Annotated in this window: 16 protein-coding genes; 4 read left to right on the top strand and 12 right to left on the bottom strand. The window is 73.5% G+C overall.

The window, feature by feature from the left end; genetic code table 11:
• Positions 1-2: 2 nt before the first annotated feature.
• The 4 genes from HNR25_RS24645 to HNR25_RS24630 all read right to left on the bottom strand — a co-directional run bounded on the left by HNR25_RS24645 (position 3) and on the right by HNR25_RS24630 (position 4660).
• A complete protein-coding gene (locus HNR25_RS24645) occupies positions 3-1205 on the bottom strand; it encodes a thiolase family protein (protein WP_184640362.1) in 1203 nt (400 codons plus the stop codon).
• Positions 1206-1526: 321 nt separating this feature from the next.
• Entirely contained in the window at positions 1527-2405 is an 879-nt protein-coding gene (locus HNR25_RS24640) for a tetratricopeptide repeat protein (protein ID WP_312862777.1), read from the bottom strand.
• A gap of 222 nt (positions 2406-2627) precedes the next feature.
• The gene (locus HNR25_RS24635) at positions 2628-3914 is read right to left on the bottom strand and encodes an HRDC domain-containing protein (protein WP_184640358.1); all 1287 of its coding nucleotides are present in this window, start codon (positions 3912-3914) and stop codon (positions 2628-2630) included.
• Positions 3915-4078: 164 nt separating this feature from the next.
• A complete protein-coding gene (locus tag HNR25_RS24630; RefSeq protein ID WP_184640356.1) occupies positions 4079-4660 on the bottom strand; it encodes a DUF3000 domain-containing protein in 582 nt (193 codons plus the stop codon).
• 473 nt (positions 4661-5133) lie between these two features.
• Between HNR25_RS24630 and hemE the strand changes: the two genes are divergently transcribed.
• Complete coding sequence (gene hemE, locus HNR25_RS24625; protein ID WP_221459580.1) at positions 5134-6159, top strand: uroporphyrinogen decarboxylase; 1026 nt, start codon at positions 5134-5136, stop codon at positions 6157-6159.
• A gap of 103 nt (positions 6160-6262) precedes the next feature.
• Here hemE and HNR25_RS24620 read toward each other — a convergent pair whose 3' ends face one another.
• The gene (locus HNR25_RS24620) at positions 6263-7258 is read right to left on the bottom strand and encodes a DUF4349 domain-containing protein (protein ID WP_184640351.1); all 996 of its coding nucleotides are present in this window, start codon (positions 7256-7258) and stop codon (positions 6263-6265) included.
• A 158-nt stretch (positions 7259-7416) separates the two neighbouring features.
• Between HNR25_RS24620 and hemG the strand changes: the two genes are divergently transcribed.
• The gene (gene hemG, locus HNR25_RS24615; RefSeq protein ID WP_184640349.1) at positions 7417-8913 is read left to right on the top strand and encodes a protoporphyrinogen oxidase; all 1497 of its coding nucleotides are present in this window, start codon (positions 7417-7419) and stop codon (positions 8911-8913) included.
• Positions 8910-9620, top strand: coding sequence for a hydrogen peroxide-dependent heme synthase (hemQ, locus tag HNR25_RS24610; RefSeq protein WP_184640347.1), 711 nt, complete (start codon positions 8910-8912; stop codon positions 9618-9620). The genes hemG and hemQ overlap by 4 nt, the downstream gene beginning before the upstream one ends.
• Before the next feature lie 61 nt (positions 9621-9681).
• Here the strand turns inward: hemQ and pssA are convergent, their stop codons facing one another.
• From pssA to msrB, 3 genes are all read right to left on the bottom strand, one after another.
• The gene (gene pssA, locus HNR25_RS24605) at positions 9682-10503 is read right to left on the bottom strand and encodes a CDP-diacylglycerol--serine O-phosphatidyltransferase (RefSeq protein WP_312862776.1); all 822 of its coding nucleotides are present in this window, start codon (positions 10501-10503) and stop codon (positions 9682-9684) included.
• Positions 10504-10534: 31 nt separating this feature from the next.
• Positions 10535-11203: a phosphatidylserine decarboxylase gene (locus HNR25_RS24600; RefSeq protein ID WP_184640345.1), complete on the bottom strand. Its 669-nt coding sequence runs from the start codon at positions 11201-11203 to the stop codon at positions 10535-10537.
• Positions 11204-11320: 117 nt separating this feature from the next.
• On the bottom strand, positions 11321-11743 hold the full coding sequence (msrB, locus tag HNR25_RS24595; RefSeq protein WP_184640343.1) for a peptide-methionine (R)-S-oxide reductase MsrB: 423 nt from the start codon (positions 11741-11743) through the stop codon (positions 11321-11323).
• Between the two features lie 218 nt (positions 11744-11961).
• Here msrB and HNR25_RS24590 point away from each other — a divergent pair, with 218 nt between their 5' ends.
• Complete coding sequence (locus HNR25_RS24590; protein ID WP_184640341.1) at positions 11962-12396, top strand: hypothetical protein; 435 nt, start codon at positions 11962-11964, stop codon at positions 12394-12396.
• A 244-nt stretch (positions 12397-12640) separates the two neighbouring features.
• Here HNR25_RS24590 and HNR25_RS24585 read toward each other — a convergent pair whose 3' ends face one another.
• The 4 genes from HNR25_RS24585 to HNR25_RS24570 form a co-directional block, all read right to left on the bottom strand.
• Positions 12641-13396 (bottom strand): GntR family transcriptional regulator, encoded by a 756-nt coding sequence (locus HNR25_RS24585; protein WP_312862775.1) that lies wholly within the window; start codon positions 13394-13396, stop codon positions 12641-12643.
• 270 nt (positions 13397-13666) lie between these two features.
• The gene (locus HNR25_RS24580; RefSeq protein ID WP_184640337.1) at positions 13667-14437 is read right to left on the bottom strand and encodes a pyrimidine reductase family protein; all 771 of its coding nucleotides are present in this window, start codon (positions 14435-14437) and stop codon (positions 13667-13669) included.
• Positions 14438-14540: 103 nt separating this feature from the next.
• Entirely contained in the window at positions 14541-16664 is a 2124-nt protein-coding gene (glgX, locus tag HNR25_RS24575) for a glycogen debranching protein GlgX (RefSeq protein WP_184640335.1), read from the bottom strand.
• Between the two features lie 206 nt (positions 16665-16870).
• Positions 16871-18505, bottom strand: coding sequence for an acyl-CoA dehydrogenase family protein (locus HNR25_RS24570; protein WP_184640333.1), 1635 nt, complete (start codon positions 18503-18505; stop codon positions 16871-16873).
• Positions 18506-18617: the final 112 nt, after the last annotated feature.

Below are 18617 nucleotides of genomic sequence, written 5' to 3'. Positions count from 1 at the left end.
GCTCACTTGGCGCTTCCTTCCCAGTCGGTGTTCTCCCACAGCACGGTTCCGCCCATGCCCAGACCGACGCACATGGTCGTCAGGCCGTAGCGGACGTCGGGGCGCTCGGCGAACTGGCGCGCGAGCTGCATCATCAGCCGCACACCCGAAGAGGCCAGCGGGTGGCCCAGGGCGATGGCCCCGCCCCAGGGGTTGACGCGGGCGTCGTCATCGGCGACGCCGAAGTGCTCCAGGAACGCCAGGACCTGCACGGCGAAGGCCTCGTTGATCTCGACGAGGCCGATGTCGTCCATGGTCAGCTGCTGGCGCTGGAGCAGCCGCTCGGTGGCCGGGACCGGGCCCTCGCCCATGACCTCGGGGTCCACACCGGCGAAGGAGAAGTCCACCAGGCGCATCCGGGCGTCCAGGCCCAGGTCGGCGGCGGTGTCCTCGGCGGCGATGACGGCGCCGGTGGCACCGTCGTTGAGGCCGGCGGAGTTGCCCGGGGTCACGTTGCCGTGCGAGCGGAACGGCGTCTTCAGCCCGGCCAGGCCCTCCAGTGTGGTCTCGGGCCGCGGCGGCTCGTCGGCGCTGGCCAGGCCGTAGCCCTCCTCGGCCGAACGCACCAGCATCTCGACGAGGTCCGGCTGCAGGTTGCCGTCGGCGTAGGCCTTGGCGACCTTCTCCTGGCTGCGCAGGGCGTAGGCGTCGGCCCGCTCCTTGGTGATGGAGGGGTAGCGGTCGTGCAGGTTCTCGGCGGTGTTGCCCATGACCAGTGCCGAGGTGTCGACGAGCTTCTCGGAGAGGAAGCGCGGGTTGGGGTCGACGCCCTCGCCCATCGGGTGGCGGCCCATGTGTTCGACGCCGCCGGCGATGGCGACGTCGTAGGCGCCGAACGAGATGCCCGCGCCGCTGGTGGTGACGGCGGTCATGGCGCCGGCGCACATGCGGTCGATGGCATAGCCGGGGACGCTGCGGGGAAGTCCCGCCAGCAGGGCCGCGCTGCGGCCGATCGTCAGGCCCTGGTCGCCTGTCTGGGTGGTGGCGGCGACGGCCACCTCGTCGACGCGCTCCGGCGGCAGGCCGGGGTTGCGGCGCAGTAGCTCGCGGATGACGCGCACGACGAGGTCGTCGGCGCGTGTCTCGGCGTAGAGGCCCTTGCCGGCCTTGCCGAACGGAGTCCTGACCCCGTCGACAAAAACGACATCACGGGCAGTTCGCGGCACGATTTGCCCTCCTGGTTCAACGGACGATGACCGGATACGAGCCAATGCTACTCGCCAGTAACTAGTGCGGCGAGCAGGCGCGCGGAAGGCGTTCAGCGGGGCGGTCGCCGCCCGACGCCCGAAGGGCGCCTCCGGGCGTCCGGCGCGGGGCGGCGGCGACCGCCCCGCTTCGCGGAGCCGGCGGGTCGGGGCCCGGCACCCCCGGGGAGCGTCCGGTGGGCGCGTCCGCAGCGGGCGGCGCCCGCGCGTGCGCCCTGCGCCCGATGCGCCTCCACCGGTGCGGGGCGCCGCTCGCCAGGGCGGCGGTCCGCCGGACGCGTCCTAGAACAGGGCCGCCGCGTCGCGGTGCAGACCCTGGGCGCTCAGCGCGCTGGCGAGGTCGCGGCGCAGGCGCAGGGTCAGCATCCGGATGTCGGGGTCCCCGGAGGCGGAGAGCCCGTTGAGGTAGGCCCCGCGCAGCGTCTCGGCCGCATCCTCCAGACGGCCGGCCTGGGTGTAGGCCCGGCCCAGCCGGTGCTGGACCAGCAGGGTGTCCAGGTGGCGCGAGCCCAGCCGGCGGCGGCGCTGGGCCAGCACCATGCGCAGCTGCTGGACCGCGTCGTCGTCGCGGCCCACGGCTCCGAAAGCCAGGCTCAGGCCCAGGCGCAGGTCCTCGCGCCCCTCGGGGACGGCGGCGTCCTCGACCGCCTTCTCGTAGTGGGCGATCGCCGCTTCGTGGCGCCCGCTCTTGCGGTAGCTGATGGCCAGCCGGCTGCGCGCCGTGACGGTGTCGGCCGCGACCGGCCCCAGCCGCTCGTCGCGGCGCTTGAGCAGCGCCTCCCACTGCTCGACGGCGTCGGCGTGCTGCCCGGCGTCCTCGTAGCTCCAGGCCAGGTTCTCGCGGATGACGTCGGTCTGCTCGTGGGCGTCGCCGTAGGTGCCCACGGCGTCGCTCAGGGCCTGCTCGAACTGGGCGACGGCGGCCCCGCGGCGGCCGATCTGGGCGTATTTGCTCGCGAGGTTGTTGCGGGTGGCGATGGTGCGGGGGTTGTCCGAGCCCAGCGACGCGATGTGCCGCTCCAGGACCTGCTCCAGCGCCGCGGCGCGCATGGCCGGGGTCCGCCCGTGCTCGCCGTCGGCGGAGCGGGTTGCGATTCCGGGCTCAGCCGGCGCGAAACCGGCCTTGTTGAGCAGCGAGCGCCAGAACTTCACAAGCCTCACCCCCCAATCGGACACACCGGTCGAAGCCAACGGAACCTCGCCACTTCGCATCAAGAACAGCACGATTCCATAACATAATCCGCTCTCGGTCGGCGCGGGATAAAGACACCGTGCCATGTCGCATGACATGCGTCACTTCTGCCTCGATCGGGTAAAATCGGGTTTAGCGGAGCCGACTGCGGGTGAAAAAGCGGTGTTCCGCGCCCCCGGGCCGCGGACGGCTCACCCGGCCGAAGCCGCCCGGTGCAGCGCCGCGGCCAACCGTTCCGCGGTCAGGTCCACCTGCCAGGCGCGCGCGTGGTGCTCGCGCAGCTGATCGGCCACCGACCCGGCGTCGACCCGCTCCGGCGGGGACCATGCCAGCCGCCGGACCGTGTCGGGCTGCAGCAGATTCTCCGCCGGCATCGCGATCCGCTCGGCGACGGCCGCCAGCTCCGACCGCGCCGCATCCAGCCGCTTGGCGGCCGCGGGGTCGCGGTCGGCCCACCGGTTGGTCGCCGGCGGACCGTCGCCCGGGGCTCCGGGCTGCGGCAACTCCGCCTGGGGCATGCCGCGGACGCGGTTGACGGCCTTGAGCCAGGCGGGCACGTAACGCCGCGCCAACCGGACGCCGAAGGACTTGATGGCGGTGAGTTCGGGCGCGGTGGCGGGCATCGCCGTGGCGGCCTCGACGATGGCCGAATCCGCCAGCACCCGACCCGGCGAGATGTCGCGTTCACGCGCGATGCGGTCGCGCTCCTGCCACAGCTCGCGGACCACGCCCAGCCCCCGCTGAGTGCGTACGCGGTGGATCCCCGAGGTACGGCGCCACGGATCCGGGCGCGGCTCCTTGGGCGGCGCCTGCAGCACCCAGGCGAACTCCTCGCGGGCCCACTCCAGCTTGCCGGATTCCTCCAGCTCGGCGCGCAGCGCATCGCGCAGGTCGACCAGGACCTCCACATCCAGCGCCGCGTAGGTCAGCCAGTCCTCAGGCAGCGGGCGCACCGACCAGTCCACCGCCGAGTGCTCCTTGGCCAGGCGCAGCCCCAGCACCCGCTCGACCATCGATCCCAGGCCCACGCGCTGATACCCCAGCAGCCGCCCCGCCAGCTCGGTGTCGAACAGCTCGCCGGGCACCAGTCCGATCTCGGTGAGGCAGGGAAGGTCCTGGTGGGCGGCGTGCAGCACCATCTCGGTCCCGGGCAGCGCCGAGCCCAGGCCCGCCAGGTCGGGGCAGGCGATCGGGTCGATCAGCGCCGATCCCGCCTCGGCGCGGCGCAGCTGAACCAGGTACGCGCGCTGCCCGTAGCGGTAGCCCGACGCGCGTTCGGCATCGACCGCGACCGGCCCCGTGCCCGCGGCGAACGCGTCGACGACGCGGCCCAGGTGCGCGGAATCGGCCACGACCGGCGGCAGCCCCTCGCGCGGCTCGCGCAGCAACGGCGCCTCGGGCTCGGCCTCTCCGTGCGCATCACCCTGCCCGTCGTCCGGATCCGGGGGCCCTGTCTTCGAGTTCAGCACGTTCGCCACCCCTCCACGGTATGTGCTCGCTGCGCCGCGGGCGCGCGCGCAGGGGGCTCAGACGGACGCGCCGGCCGGTGCCGCGCCCGCGGCACCGGCCGGCGTCGCGGCGCCGCTCCCCGGCACCGGACCCGTGCGGAGGGTGTATCGGCCCCGCGGCCGCGCCGGAGCGCTCACCCCTCGGCGCGTCCCCGCCGCTGCGTGATATCGGCGACGTCCACCGGCGGAAGCCCCGCCGCGGCCGACAGCAGGTCCAGCCACACCTGCATGTCGCCGGACAGATCCGCGCCCTCGGGCGACCATGAGGCGCGCAGCTCCAGCTCGGTGGTGACCGGCTGGTCGGCTTTGCCCGCGAAGCCCTCGGTCGTGGCGCGGGTGACCGTTCCGCTCAGTCCGGGATGCGGGGTCTGCCGCGCTTCGAGCGCTTCGGTCAGCCAGCTCCAGGCCACCTGGCCCAGCAGCGGATCGGAGGCGATCTCGGTCTCCAGGTCCGAGGTGACCCAGACCACGGCCCGGAACGGGGTGGGCCAATCGCGGGTTCCGTCGGGGTCGTAGAGGACGATGAGCCGGCCGAAAGCGGCGTCCTCGCCGTCGGGGCGGACCGTGGCCGACATGGCCACGGCGTGGGGCGCGAGGCGCTTGGGGGCGGGGATCTCCTCCACCGCGATCTCCGGCCGGACCGCGGGTGCGCGCAGACTCTCGACCGCTCGTCGGAACGCGGGCGGCGCGTCATCGACCCTACCGAGAGGGGGCATGATGGAAACGACAGCCTTAATCTAGTTTGCAGGGCACTGGCAGCGCCGGCGCGCCCGCGGCCGCGCGCCCGGAGGGATTACGGGACACGTGTCCGCGGTCCGCAGCCGAGCGCATCGGCGGTTGCGGTGCGTGTCGGCGGATACGCCATGACGGTTGCACGGTCCACCGGTGTTCAGGCGGAGCTCTCCCGGCGTGTCGGCCATTCGTAATGATCTTGGGATCGGCGGAACCGCGGGGCTTGAGGCAGCCGCGCGGCGCCCGCCGGAGGACGCCCGCGCGCCCGGTTCCGGCCCGCCGGCGGCGGCCGCGCGCCGAGGCGTCGCGCCCCCTTCCGTTTTCACCCCCCGTGTCGGCGCGCGCCACCCGCCGTCGCCGCGGGGATCCGGCGCGGCCGGATCGGGCCGCGGCCGGGTGCGGGCGGTCCGCCACGGACACACGGGCTCCGCACACGTGGCACGATCGGAGTGTGACGCTGCACGACTCTCCATTCCTCCGCGCCTGCCGGCGCCTGCCGGTGCCGCACACGCCGGTGTGGTTCATGCGCCAGGCCGGGCGCTCATTGCCCGAATACCGCAGGGTGCGCGCCGACGTGCCCATGCTCGAGGCCTGTGCGCGGCCCGACATGATCACCGAGATCACCATGCAGCCCGTGCGCCGGTACGGCGTCGACGCCGCCATCTACTTCAGCGACATCGTGGTGCCGCTCAAGGCCATCGGCATCGATCTCGACATCAAGCCCGGGGTGGGGCCCGTCGTGGCCCACCCGATCCGCGACGCCGAAGGCGTCAAACGGCTGCGCGCACTCGAACCCGACGACGTCCCCTACGTCACCGAGGCGGTGGGCGAACTCGTCGGTGAACTCGGCGACCGGCCGCTGATCGGATTCGCTGGCGGCCCGTTCACCCTGGCCTCCTACCTGATCGAGGGCGGCCCCTCCAAGAACCACGAGAACACCAAGGCGCTGATGTACGGGGCGCCCGACCTGTGGGCCGACCTGATGCAGCGGCTGTCCGCCGTCACCGTGGAGTTCCTGCGGGTCCAGGCGGCCGCCGGCGCCGGCGCCGTCCAGGTGTTCGACTCCTGGGTGGGTGCGCTCAGCGCCGACGACTACCGCGCCTCCGTCCTGCCCTACACCTCCTGGATCTTCGAGCGCCTCGCCGAATCGGACATCCCGCGCATCCACTTCGGAGTCGGCACCGGCGAGCTGCTCGGCCTGCTCAGCGAGGCCGGCGCCGACGTGGTGGGCGTGGACTGGCGGGTTCCGCTGAACAAGGCCGCTCAGCGGGTCCGACCCGGCACCGCGCTGCAGGGCAACCTCGACCCCGCGACGCTGTTCGCACCCTGGGACGCGGTCGCGCACCGGGCCTCCGACGTCGTCGCCGCCGGCTCCGCCGCCGAAGGCCACATCTTCAACCTGGGCCACGGAGTGCTGCCCGACACCGACCCCGACACTCTGGCTCGGCTGACCGACTACGTCCACACCGAGACGGCCCGCTGACACCAGCCCCGTCGCCGGCACGCGCTGCGGCGGCGGGCACGCGCGCCCGGGGGGCGACCAGGTACCCGGGCTCCGCGCCCCCGCCCCCGTCGCCGCAGTCGCCTCAGCCGCGGTCTCCACCCTCCTCCGGATCGCCGCCGGCGGGGTCTGCCTGTGCGCCTCGGGCGGGTTCCGAGCCCTCGCCGGCATGCTCGGCCTGCTCGGACCGGCGCCGCGCCGCACGGCGGCGCCGGGGCAGCCAGACCGCCGCTGCGACCGCTGCGGCCGGGACGGCGAACGGCACCAGCCAGCCCACCGCGACCGACGCCGTTCGGGCCACCCCGACCAGGGCCCGCCAGCCGCGCCGCAGACCGCCGAGGAAGCCGATCGAGTCGCCCGCGCCCTCGTCCACATAGGTCTCCGGCGGGTCCAGATCCAGCCGCACGGTGCCGTAGGACGTCTGCTGGGCCAGGGTCTCCCGGCGGGCCTGCAGCGCCTCCAGATCCTCCTGGCGCGTACTGATCTGCTCCTCCACGGCCAGCACGTCCTCGACGGACTCCGCCTCGTCGAGCAGTTCGCGCAGCCGATCCAGCGACGCCTGGGCCGACTCCACCCTGCTGTCGACGTCGGCCACCTCCTCGGTCACGTCCTCGACGCGGCGTTCGAGGTCGGCGCGTGCCCCCAGCGCCGACAGGTCCTCCAGGGCGGCTTCGTAGCGCTCCTGCGGCACGTGCAGGGTCAGCGACGCGTGCGGCGGCTCGCCCTCGGCGGTGCTCACCTTCTCCGCGGCGACGTAACCGCCGGCCGACTCCGCGACGTCCACGGCCTCGCCGGCCGCCTTCGCCACGTCTTCGGCCTCGACCGCGAGGTCGGCCGTGTGGACGAGATCACGCTCGGCCGCGGACACGTCCGCCGCCGGGTTGGAGCCGGAACCGGAGTCCGCGTCCTCGGCCCGGGCGGCGCCGTCGCCGGCGTCGGCCCGTTCGTCGGGAGCCGCCGCCTCGCCGCCGGCCGTGGTACCCCCGTTCGCGGAGCACCCCGCCAGGGCGGCGAGAAGGGCCAGCGGCGCGACGACGGCGGCGAGCCGGCGGCGTCGGCGGTCGGGGGCGGGGATGCGCATAAACCACATGCCCCTGCGACGCGTGCGGCCGCGCCGGGCGTTTCGGCACGCGGGTTGCGGCTCGGTCACAGTCGGAAGCGGCGGACCCGGGCCCGGCGGAGCCCGCCGCACACCCGACCCCGCACGCAGCGGTCCCGTGTATCTGGAAAGCTGGGATCATGCAGCCGAAACCGCATGTCGTGGTGGTGGGAGCCGGGATCTCCGGCCTCACGGCCGCCTACCGCCTGGGCCGGGCGGGAGCCGAGGTCACCGTAGTGGAGGCGGCGCCGCGCGTGGGCGGAAAGCTGCACGCCTCTCCCGTCGCCGGCGTCCCGGTCGACGCCGGGGCGGAGTCGGTGCTGGCGCGCAGGCCCGAGGCGCTGGACCTCATCGACGAACTCGGGCTCTCCGACCGCGTGGAGCACCCCGCGCCGCTGCCTGCGGCCATCTACAGCCGCGGCCGGCTGCGCTCGTTCCCCAAGGGCCAGGTGATGGGCGTGCCCGGGGACCTCTCGGCCCTCGCCCGCAGCCGGGTGCTGTCGGTCCCCGGCGTGCTGCGCGCCGGTCTGGACCGCGTGCTGCCGCACACCGCGATGGAGGGCGACCCGTCCGTCGCCGGCTACATCGGTGCCCGCATGGGCCGCGAGGTCGTCGAACGCCTCGTCGAGCCGATGCTGGGCGGCGTCTACGCCGGACGGGCCGAGCGGCTGTCCCTGGACTCCACCCTGCCCCAGCTCGCGCCGCAGGCCCGCCAGGAGCGGTCCCTGGCCCGGGCCGTGGGGCGCGCTGCCCGCGAGCAGCGCGCCCGGTCCGCGCCCGGAGCCCCGGCCTTCGCCACGCTGCGCGGCGGAATCGCGACCCTCACCCGGGCCCTGGCCGACAGCGGCGCCGCCCGGGTCGAGACGTCGGCGACCGTGCGCCGGATGGAGCGCACCCCCTCCGGCGGATGGTCGCTGACGGTCGGCGCGGCGGCGCCCGACGCGCCCGCCTCGCCGCCGCGCGAGGTCGCCGCCGACGCCGTCGTGCTGGCCTGCCCCGCACCGGCGGCCGCCAAGCTCCTGCGTCCGCTCGCCCCGGCCGTCGCCGACGATCTCGCCGGGATCGAGTACGCCAGCATGGCCGTGGTGACCTTCGCCTACCCGGCGAGCGCCTTCGCCCGCCGCCCGCCGGGCAGCGGGTTCCTGGTCTCGGCCCGTGAACACCTGACCGTCAAAGCCGCCACCTTCAGCAGCCTGAAGTGGCCGTGGCTGTCGCGAGAGCTCCGCGAAGCGGGCCGGGACCCGGAGACCGTCCTGGTGCGCTGCTCGATCGGGCGTGCGGGGCAGGAGGACCGGCTGCAGCGCGGCGACGACGACCTGGCCGCCGCGGCCGCCGCCGACCTCGCCGCCGTCTGCGGTATCGCCGGCGACCCCGTCGAGCGGCGGGTCACCCGCTGGGGCGGCGGCATTCCGCAGTACAACACCGGCCACGGATCCCGTGTCGAGCGCATCCGCGCCGAAGTCGCCGGGCTGGGCGGCCTCGCCGTGTGCGGCGCCGCCTACGACGGGATCGGCATCCCCGCCTGCATCGCCGGCGCGACCCGCGCCGCCGAGGAGATCCGGGCTCCGGCGGCCGGCGCCGCCGGAGCCCGGGCGTACACGACCACCAGCGACGACCCGACAAGGAGCCATCCGTGAGCACGGGGCACAGCAGCCAGGGCGCGGACGACGCGCAGGACCTCAACCAGCTCATCCGCTACACGATGTGGTCGGTGTTCAAGGCCGGGGACCTGGACGGCACCGACCGCGCCGCCGCCGGCGGGGAGCTGGAAGCGCTGTTCGACGGCGCGGCGGACCGGGGTGTGACCACGCGCGGCTCGTACGACGTGCAGGGCTTCCGCGCCGACGCCGACATGATGTTCTGGTGGATCGGTGAGAGTTCCGAGGCGGTGCAGGAGATGTACGCCTCGTTCCGCCGCACCCGCCTGGGGCGGCTGAGCACGCCGGTGTGGTCCGTGGTGGGCATGCACCGCCCGGCCGAGTTCAACCGCAGCCACGTTCCGGCGTTCCTGGCCGGCGAGGAGCCGGGCGAGCACCTGTGCATCTACCCGTTCGTGCGCTCCTACGAGTGGTACCTGCTGCCCGACGAGGAGCGCCGCGCGATGCTGGCCGAGCACGGCAAGATGGCCGGACCCTACCCCGACGTCCGGGCCAACACCGTCTCCACCTTCGGACTGAGCGACTACGAGTGGATGCTGGCCTTCGAGGCCGAGGAGCTGCACCGCATCGTCGACCTGATGCGCCACCTGCGCGGCGCCGAGGCGCGGCGCCACACGCGGGTGGAGGTCCCCTTCTACACCGGACGCCGCAAGAGCCCCGCCGAGCTGGTCGAGGCGCTGGCCTGAGGCCGGCGGGGCCGATCGGGCGCCGGCCGGCGGGCGGGTCCCGCTCCGCCTGCCGGCGCCGTCAGTCCACGGGCCCGGCGGGCGGCGGCATGGCGGGGCCGGGCGCGTGCGCGCGGGCGTGGCGGCGGCTGGCCAGCAGGTAGACCGGGACCGCCGCCAGCAGGACCAGGACCAGACTGGAACCGGAGTAGAGCAGCGCGTCGGCGGCCGGTGCGTTCACCGCCCACAGGGTCAGGCACGCCACGCTGCCCGCGATCCAGACCAGCACCGCGTAGGCGGCCCGTCCCCGCGGTTTGGGGTATTCGATACGGCTGACCATCAGCCAGGCCACCGCCAGCACCGCGGCCGCGCCCAGCAGCACCGGCGGGTCCAGGAGCACGACGGTGATCACCGCCATGGCGCCGAAAGGGCTGGGCAACCCGGTGAAGTTGCCGCAGCCCGGGCTCTGGCAGGAGAACCGCGCCAGTCGTACCACTACCGCCAGCAGTACCGCTGCCGCGGCCGCGACGGGCAGCGCTCCGCCGTCGCCGCTGAACGTTCCCCAAGCGACGACGAAGAACGCCGGCGCGAACCCGAAGCTGATGACGTCGGCGAGATTGTCCAGTTCGGCGCCCATCCCGCTGCCGCCGAGCTTGCGCGCGACCCGGCCGTCGAACAGGTCGAAGCCCGCGGCCACGAGCAGCAGCACGACGGCGGCCGCGATGGCGCCCCGGTCCAGCGGCCCGGATCCGCCCGCGGCGAGGTGGGCCGACTGGGCTGCCGCCAGCTGCCAGACCGCCATGAACCCGCACAGCGCGTTGCCCAGCGTCAGGTAGTCGGCCACGGCCAGGCGCAGCCGCGGCACGGGCGCATCGGCCGCCGCCCCGCCTGCGGCAGCCGCCACCGGGACGCCGTCGCCGCCGGGAGGTGCGGTGTCACTCCCGGTCGAGGCGGGCTTCCCCGGCTCGAACCTTCTGGCCGACCGCCACCGCCGGGGCGACCCCCGGCGGGAGGTAGACGTCGACACGGGAGCCGAAGCGGATGAGGCCGATCCTCTGCCCCTTCTCCACCTTCTGCCCTTCAGTGAGATACGGGACGATACGCCGGACCATCGCGCCGGCGATTTGAACGACCGTGACCTCACCGATCTCGGTTTGGAAGGTCCAGATGACGCGCTCATTACGCTCGCTGTCCTTGTCGAATGCAGGTCGGAAGCCGCCGGGCCGGTGCTGGACACCGGCCACGACCCCTTCCAGCGGTGCACGGTTGACGTGCACGTTCAGGGGGTTCATGAAGACGGCGACGCGGGTGCTGCCGTCGCTGCGGGGGTCGATGAACTGCACGACGCCGTCGGCCGCACAGGCGATTCCGGCGCCGGCGGTGACGCGGTCGGGATCGCGGAAGAACCACACCATCGCCAGCGCCAGCGCTACCGCGGGCAGGGCGGCCGCCAGCACGACGGGCACGACGGCGGACACGGCTCCCAGGGCGAGGACGAGGGCGAAGGCCGGCAGCAGCCACGGCGCCGACCCGCGGGCCATACCGGTCCGGATGCGTCGCCAGGTGCGGGCGGGGGCCGGTGTCTGCCGGTCGTGTTCGGTCATCGCCAACTTCCGTCGGGGCGGGGGCCGGGCCGGGCCGTGCGTGTGCGGGCGGGCACAGCGATCGTAACGGCTGGAGGACCCAAGACGACCAGCCGAGTAGACCCGTGGAAGAGGATGCTATTGCACTGAGTCGTCCGCCTCCAGCGTGAGGGCCACGGAGTTGATGCAGTAGCGGGCGTCGGTCGGCGTGTCGTACCCCTCGCCGTAGAAGACGTGGCCGAGGTGGGAGTCGCACTGCGCGCAGCGCGCCTCCGTGCGCACCATACCCAGGGAGCGGTCCTCGTACAGCGCGACCGCCTCGCTTTCGGCGGGGTCGAAGAAGCTCGGCCAGCCGCAGTGGGACTCGAACTTCTCGGCGGAGCGGAACAACTCGGTGCCGCAGGCGCGGCAGCGGTAGACGCCGGTGGTCGACGTGGAGACGTAGTCGCCGCTCCACGGGCGTTCGGTGGCCCCCTGGCGCAGCACGGCGAAGGCCGCCGGATCGAGCAGGGAGCGCCACTCCTCGTCGGACTTGTGCACGGAGCCGGTGGTTTCATCCATACCTGCGACGCTACCGCGCTACCGCGTTTCCGCGATTCGCACTCCCTCGTCCGATTGGGGAGACGACGGCCGGTGGGTGTGGAGTCAACACACCATGGGCTGATCAATGCCTGTTTCTTCACTCCTGGGAAGTTCGTCGGAAAGGCGTTCGGGTACGGAACGTAGTGAGGCTATCGGCAGCCGGGAGTGTGACAATGCTGGTTTCGTATCGACAGCCATTGATTCACCGACAGCCGCTCCATGTGGGGTGGGCCCGCTACTACCGCCTCTGGGTCGATCACCAGCTCGGCCGGATCCGTGAGGGGACCCGGCCGGGGTGGAACGCAGTCGCCGCAGCCGCTTCCGAAGTCGACTGGGCCGTCCGGCTCACCGCCGGCGCCGCGGCCTTGCGCGCGCTCCGGGCGCGTCCGGGCCCGTGGACCGACGGGAAGCTGCTCGCGCTGCTGTGTGTGATCGCCTTCGGATCGCTGGTCGTCGCCGGCCTGCTGGGCTTCGCCCTCAGCCGGTGGTTCGCCGGTGGTTCCGGCGACGTCCTGCCCGCCGCGGGCGGGGCGGTCGCCGTCGGAGGAGCCCTCATCGCCCTGGTCTTCCTGGTCTTCGCCTCGGTCGACGGAGACCGGGCGGGGGCGGACCGGATACGAGGGCGGCGGTAGGTTCAGGCACCCGGCTCGCTCGGCGGGCCGGGGCCGTCCTCTCCCGGCCCGCCGAGCACACGGCACCGTGCCGAGACGCGTGGCCGCCGGCGGGGCGCCGCAGGTTCCCTAGTGAACCCCGCCCTCTATACGGGCACGAAAGCGCCTGCACGTCAACAGTCGCCGGCCCGGAAGCCGCACGCGGCCCGGCCGCGCGCAGCGTGCCCGCCGCAGCCCCCACCGCGGCCGGATCCCCGAACGCCGCTCACGCGTCGAAGTCGTACTGCAGCACATAGGCCGAACCGTCCAGGGTCATCTCGTTGAACTCCACGGGCGTGTGTTCGGCGGTCAGCGCCGTGCGCAAGACGTCCAGCACCGGGGTGCCCCGCTGCAGGGCCAGCGCCCGCGACTCGTCGGGCGTGGGCATGCGCACCCGGACCTCCTCGGTGAAGTGGGCGGGCGCCCGCCCCTGCTCGGCCAGGCGGGCGTAGATGCCGCCGGGGCCGGTGTCGGGCTCGGCGATGGCCGTGCCCCGCGCCAGATCCGCCGGGAGGTAGGACGTGGCCAGCTGCATCGGCCGCTGGGCCAACCGGTAGCGCCGGTGGCGCCGCACCACCGGCGCCCGGTCGTCCAGCCCCAGCGCGCGGGCGACGTAGGCAGGAGCGGGGGCCGTGTCCACCTCGATCCCGTCGGTCTCGAAGGAGCCGCCGGCGGCGTCGGCCTGCCAGACGGCGCGCCCCGCGCCCCACAGATCCCGCGACAGCCGTCGCGGACCGTGCCGGCGCAGCGGTCGGAAGGTGCGGACGTAGACCCCGGAACCGCGGATCGCCACGACGACGCCCTCGTCGATCAGCACCGACAGCGCTTGGCGGGCCGTGGCCCGGGCGACGCCGTACTGCTTCATCAGGTCGTTCTCGCCGGGAACGCGGTCTCCGTCGGAGAACCGTCCCGAGGCGATGGCGGCTCGCACATCCTCGGCGATCTCGCGGTAGAGCGGTGCGTCGTTTTCGGACGTCGGCACTGCGTTCATCCTCTCGCCCGGAAAGCACTGGGACGGCGGAAGGGGGCGGCGCTCCGGCCGTGACCGCGCCGCCTTCGCTGGGGGAGCCGGGTCGGGGGTCGGGAATCTTGCCGATTGCCTCGTTTACCACCCACATAGGGGGGAGCGTGATAACGAACCACACTCCGGGTATGTCCCGCAGACGGTTCGGTTATGCGTCCCCGGCGGCGGTCCGGAACCGGCCGGACCCGCCGCCGGCGCGAAGCCCGGCGCTCACGCCGGGACCGGCGATCAGGGCCGCGTGTACCTGATGAACAGCGACTCCTCCGACTCCAGCAGCCCCGCCATGCGCAGGTCGCGCGTGTGGGACGGGGCGTCGCCGGCGACGATCCGGGCGGGCTCGGGGCCCAGCAGACGCGGGCTCAGCGTCAGGCACAGCTCATCCAGCAGCCCCTCCGCCGCGAACTCCGCCAGCAGGTGCGGCCCGCCTTCGGTCAGGACCCGGTACAGGCCGCGCTCGGCCAGCGCATCCAGCACCGCCTGGGGGCGCACCCACGTGCTGCCCGCCACCACCACGTCGGCGGTCCGCTCGGCCTCGCGGCGCCGGTCGGCCGGAGCCGACTCCGTGGTGATCACGACGGTGCGCGAGTGCGGCGGCGCCCCCGCGAGCACGTCGGGATGCACGTCCAGGGTGCGGGTCACCACCGCCAGGGGCGGGGTTTCGGGGCGCCCGTCGCGCAGATCGCCCCACAGCTCGCGCGGGCGCACCGGACGGTACCCTTCGATGCGCGCCGTCCCCGCCCCCGCCAGCACGACGTCGGCGTGCCCGCGCAGCACGCTCATCACGGCGCGGTCGGGCGGGGAGGACAGGTCGGCGGTGCGGCCCGACGGGCCCCAGGCCCCGCCGTCGGCGCTGGAGACCATGTTGGCGCGCAGCCAGGGGCGCGCGAGGCCCTCCGGATAGGCGTAGGCGGCGACGATGTCGGCCCCGTCCTGGGGATGCGGGAGCAGCGCGCGGAACCGGGGGCCCTGACCTGCGGCGGCGGTGGGTGCGGAAGTCATGGTTGCGAGCCTAAACAACACCGCCTGCCGCGGTCCGCCGGGCCCGCGGGTACCGAGCCCCTCCCCGGGCCGGGCACCCGCCGCGGACCCGGGAAGGCGGCCCTCAGCCCTGCGCGGCCCGGCCGTGCGAGACGCGGCGCAGCAGCAGCAAAGCGCGGTCGATCACCCGGACGGTGCCCGAGGCCGGGACCGGCGGGCGGTCGGCCGTGTCGGGTTCGGCGGTGTCCAGGGCGGTCTCCCACGTGCCGCCGTAGGCCCGCCCCGGAAGGGTGAAGTCCACCGGCTCGGCGCCGTTGTTGAGCAGCAGCAGGAACGAGTCGTCGCGCACCGGGCGGCCACGCGGATCGGGTTCGCTGATGGCGTCGCCGTTGAGGAACGCCCCCAGCACGTGCCCGCCCGCGTTCCAGTCGCCGTCGCCCATGGGCGTGCCGTCGGCGCGCAGCCAGGCGACATCGGGCAGGCCGCTTCCGCCGGCCGTGCCGCCCTGGAAGAACCGGCGCCGCCGGAACACCGGGTGCTCGCGGCGCAGCCGCGCCAGGCCGCGCACGAACTCCAGCAGGTCCGAGGCCTCGTCGGCGCGCTTCCAGTCGATCCAGGCGAGCTCGTTGTCCTGGCAGTAGGCGTTGTTGTTGCCGCCCTGGGTGCGTCCGATCTCGTCGCCGTGGGAGAGCATCACCACGCCCTGCGAGCAGAACAGCGTGGCCAGGAAGTTGCGCACCTGGCGGCGGCGCAGGGCCACGACCTCGGGCCGCTCGCTGGGGCCCTCGACCCCGTGGTGGGCGGAGCGGTTGTCGTCGGTGCCGTCGCGGTTGCCTTCGCCGTTGGCTTCGTTGTGCTTGTCGGAATAGGAGACCAGATCGGCCAGTGTGAATCCGTCGTGGCAGGTCACGAAATTGACCGAGGCCACAGGGCGGCGGCCGTCGTCTTGGTAGAGGTCGCTGGAGCCCGCCAGCCGCGAGGCGAGCTCGGGAACCACCGGCTCCCCGCGCCAGAAGTCGCGTACGGTGTCGCGGTACTTGCCGTTCCACTCGGTCCACAGCGGCGGGAAGTTGCCGACCTGGTAGCCGCCCGGGCCCACGTCCCAGGGTTCGGCGATCAGCTTCACCTGGGAGATGACCGGGTCCTGATGGACGATGTCGAAGAAGGTGCTCAGCCGGTCCACGTCGTGGAACTCCCGCGCCAGAGCAGAAGCCAGGTCGAAGCGGAAGCCGTCGACGCGCATCTCGGTCACCCAGTAGCGCAGCGAGTCCATGATCAGCTGCAGCGCATGCGGGTGGCGCACGTTGAGGCTGTTGCCGCAGCCGGTGTAGTCGAGGTAGTAGCGCTGGTCGTCGTCGGCCACCCGGTAGTAGCTGAGGTTGTCGATGCCGCGCAGCGACAGCGTGGGCCCCATGTGGTCGCCCTCGACCGTATGGTTGTAGACCACGTCGAGCAGCACCTCGATGCCGGCTTCGTGCAGCGACTTGACCATGGCCTTGAACTCCTGCACCTGCTCGCCGCGTTCGCCGTTGGCCGCGTACCCGGCGTGCGGGGCGAGGTAGGCCAGGGTGTTGTAGCCCCAGTAGTTGGTCAGCCCCCGTGCCACCAGCGCGTGCTCGGGCACGAAGTGGTGCACCGGCATCAGCTCCACCGCGGTGGCGCCCAGCGAGGTCAGGTAGTCGATCATCACCGGATGAGCCAGGCCGGAGTAGGTGCCGCGCTGGTGCTCGGGGATGTCGGGGTGGCGCATGGTCAGCCCGCGCACGTGCGACTCGTAGACGACCGTCCGGTGGTACGGGATCCGCGGCGGTGCGGAGTTGCCCCAGTCGAAGTAGGGGCTGACGACCACGCACTTGGGAACGTAGGCAGCGCTGTCGCGGTCGTTGCGCCGGCCGGGGTCGGCGAAGTGGTAGCTGAACAGCGACTCGTGCCAGTGCACGTCGCCGTCGATGGCCTTGGTGTAGGGGTCGATCAGCAGCTTGTTCGGGTTGCACCGGTGCCCCTGCTCGGGCGCGTAGGGGCCGTGCACCCGGTAGCCGTAGCGCTGCCCCGGGCCGGTGCCGGGCAGGTAGCCGTGCCAGACGAAACCGTCGTTCTCGGTCAGCGCCACCCGGGTCTCGCCGCCCCGCTCGCCGAAGAGGCACAGCTCGACGCCCTCCGCGGCCTCGGAGAACAGCGAGAAATTGGTCCCCGATCCGTCGTAGGTGGCACCGAGGGGATAGGGGGTACCGGGCCAGACTTCCACCATGGCAAGCAATCTCGTTTCTCATTCGTCCTGTGACGAGATGGTTGTTCCGTCCTGGCCGGTCGAGTATTCCTCCTGTCGCCGAATCGTGCAGGTCACCACGGGGGCGATGCCCGATTCCGACGTGCTTGCCGCATTGGTGTCCGGTTTCGGCCCCCACGGCTGCGCCCGGATCGGGGATTGCGGACACCCCGGCCGGGGCGCAGCTGTCAGGCGGGCTCGGGACGGGCGCGGTCGATGATCGCGGCGGTGTCGGCGCCGCGCGGCAGGGTCCCGAACACGCCGCCCCAGTCGCCGCCCAGACGCGACGCGGCGAACGCGTCGGCGACGGGCCCGGGGCCGTGCCGGATCAGCAGCGAGGCCTGCAGGAGCAGCGCCATGGACTCGACGATCCGGCGCGCCCGGAACTCGGCCTCGTCGGTGTCGTGCAGCAGTTCCAGCAGTGTCTTCAGCGCACCGTCGAACCGGGAGTCGGCGCCCTCGGCGCGGCGCAGTTCGGCGACGAACGCCTCGACCGCCTCGGGACGGCGCCCCAGCGCGCGCAGCACGTCCAGCGCCGCGACGTTGCCCGACCCCTCCCAGATCGAGTTCAGCGGCGACTCCCGGAACAGCCGCGGCATCCCGGACTCCTCGACATAGCCGTTGCCGCCCAGGCACTCCAGTGCCTCGGCGGAGTGTGCGGCCAGCCGCTTGGTCACCCAGAACTTGCCCACCGCCACCGCGACCCGGCGGAAGGCGGCTTCGCCCTCGTCGCCGCGGACCGCCCGGTCTGCGGCGCCGGCCAGGCGCATCATCAGGGCGGTCGCGGCCTCCGACTCCAGCGCGAGGTCGGCCAGCACGTTGCGCATCAGCGGCTGTCCGATGAGGGCACCGCCGAAGGCGTGGCGCTGCGCGGCGTGGTGGAGGGCCTGTACCAGCCCGGCCCGCATGCCGGCCGCCGACCCGATCACGCAGTCCAGCCGCGTGCCGTTGACCATTTCGAGGATGGTGCGCACGCCCCGGCCCGGTTCTCCCACCGGCCAGGCGAAGGCGCCGTCGTACTCCAGCTCCGCCGAGGCGTTGGACCGGTTGCCGAGCTTGTCCTTGAGCCGCTGGATCGCCAGCGCGTTGCGCGTGCCGTCCTCCAGCACCCGCGGCACCAGGAAGCAGGTCAGCCCTTCCGGCGCCTGGGCGAGAGTGAGGAACAGGTCGCCCATCGGCGCCGACGTGAACCACTTGTGCCCGGTGAGGCGGTAGCCGCCCTCGGCGGCGGGCACGGCGCGCGTGGTGTTGGCCCGCACGTCGGAGCCGCCCTGCTTCTCGGTCATCGACATGCCCGCGAGCAGGCCGCTCTTGGATTCCGGCGGGCGCAGCCCGAAGTCGTAGGTGCGCGCCGTCAGCAGCGGCTCCAGGCGCGCGGCCAGCTCGGGGGAGTGGCGCAGCGCCGGCACCGCCGCATACGTCATCGAGATCGGGCAGCCGTGCCCGTTCTCCACCTGCGACCAGGTGTAGAACTTCGCGGCGCGGGCGACGTGGGCGCCGGGGCGGTCGTCGGCCCACGGCGCGGCGTGCAGCCCGCGGGTCACGGCCGTGTCCATCAGCACGTGCCAAGCGGGGTGGAAGTCGACCTCGTCGACGCGGTGGCCGTAGCGGTCGTGGGTGCGCAGCACCGGCTCGTTGGCGTTGGCCTGCTCGCCCCAGGCCTGGGCGCGGGCGGTGCCGGCCAGACGCCCCAGCTCGTGCACCTCCTCGGCCGCCCAGCCGGCCTCCTCGCGCTCCAGCCCCGACAGCAGCGCGGGATCGGCGGCGGCGTCGTGGTCCTCCAGCGGCTCGGGCTGGTTGAAAACCTCGTGCGTAGGGGGCATGGCGCGGCTTCCCTTCGACGACTCCCGAATGCGATTCGGGTCACGGTGGGGGCCAGCCTAACGCCTGGCCGCGCACCGGACGCGGGACCGCCACTCGGGCCAGCTCCGCAGC

The organism is Streptomonospora salina, from assembly GCF_014204715.1.
In the GTDB taxonomy this organism is placed as follows: Bacteria; Actinomycetota; Actinomycetes; order Streptosporangiales; family Streptosporangiaceae; genus Streptomonospora; species Streptomonospora salina.
This window is presented reverse-complemented; position numbering and strand designations above follow the sequence as displayed.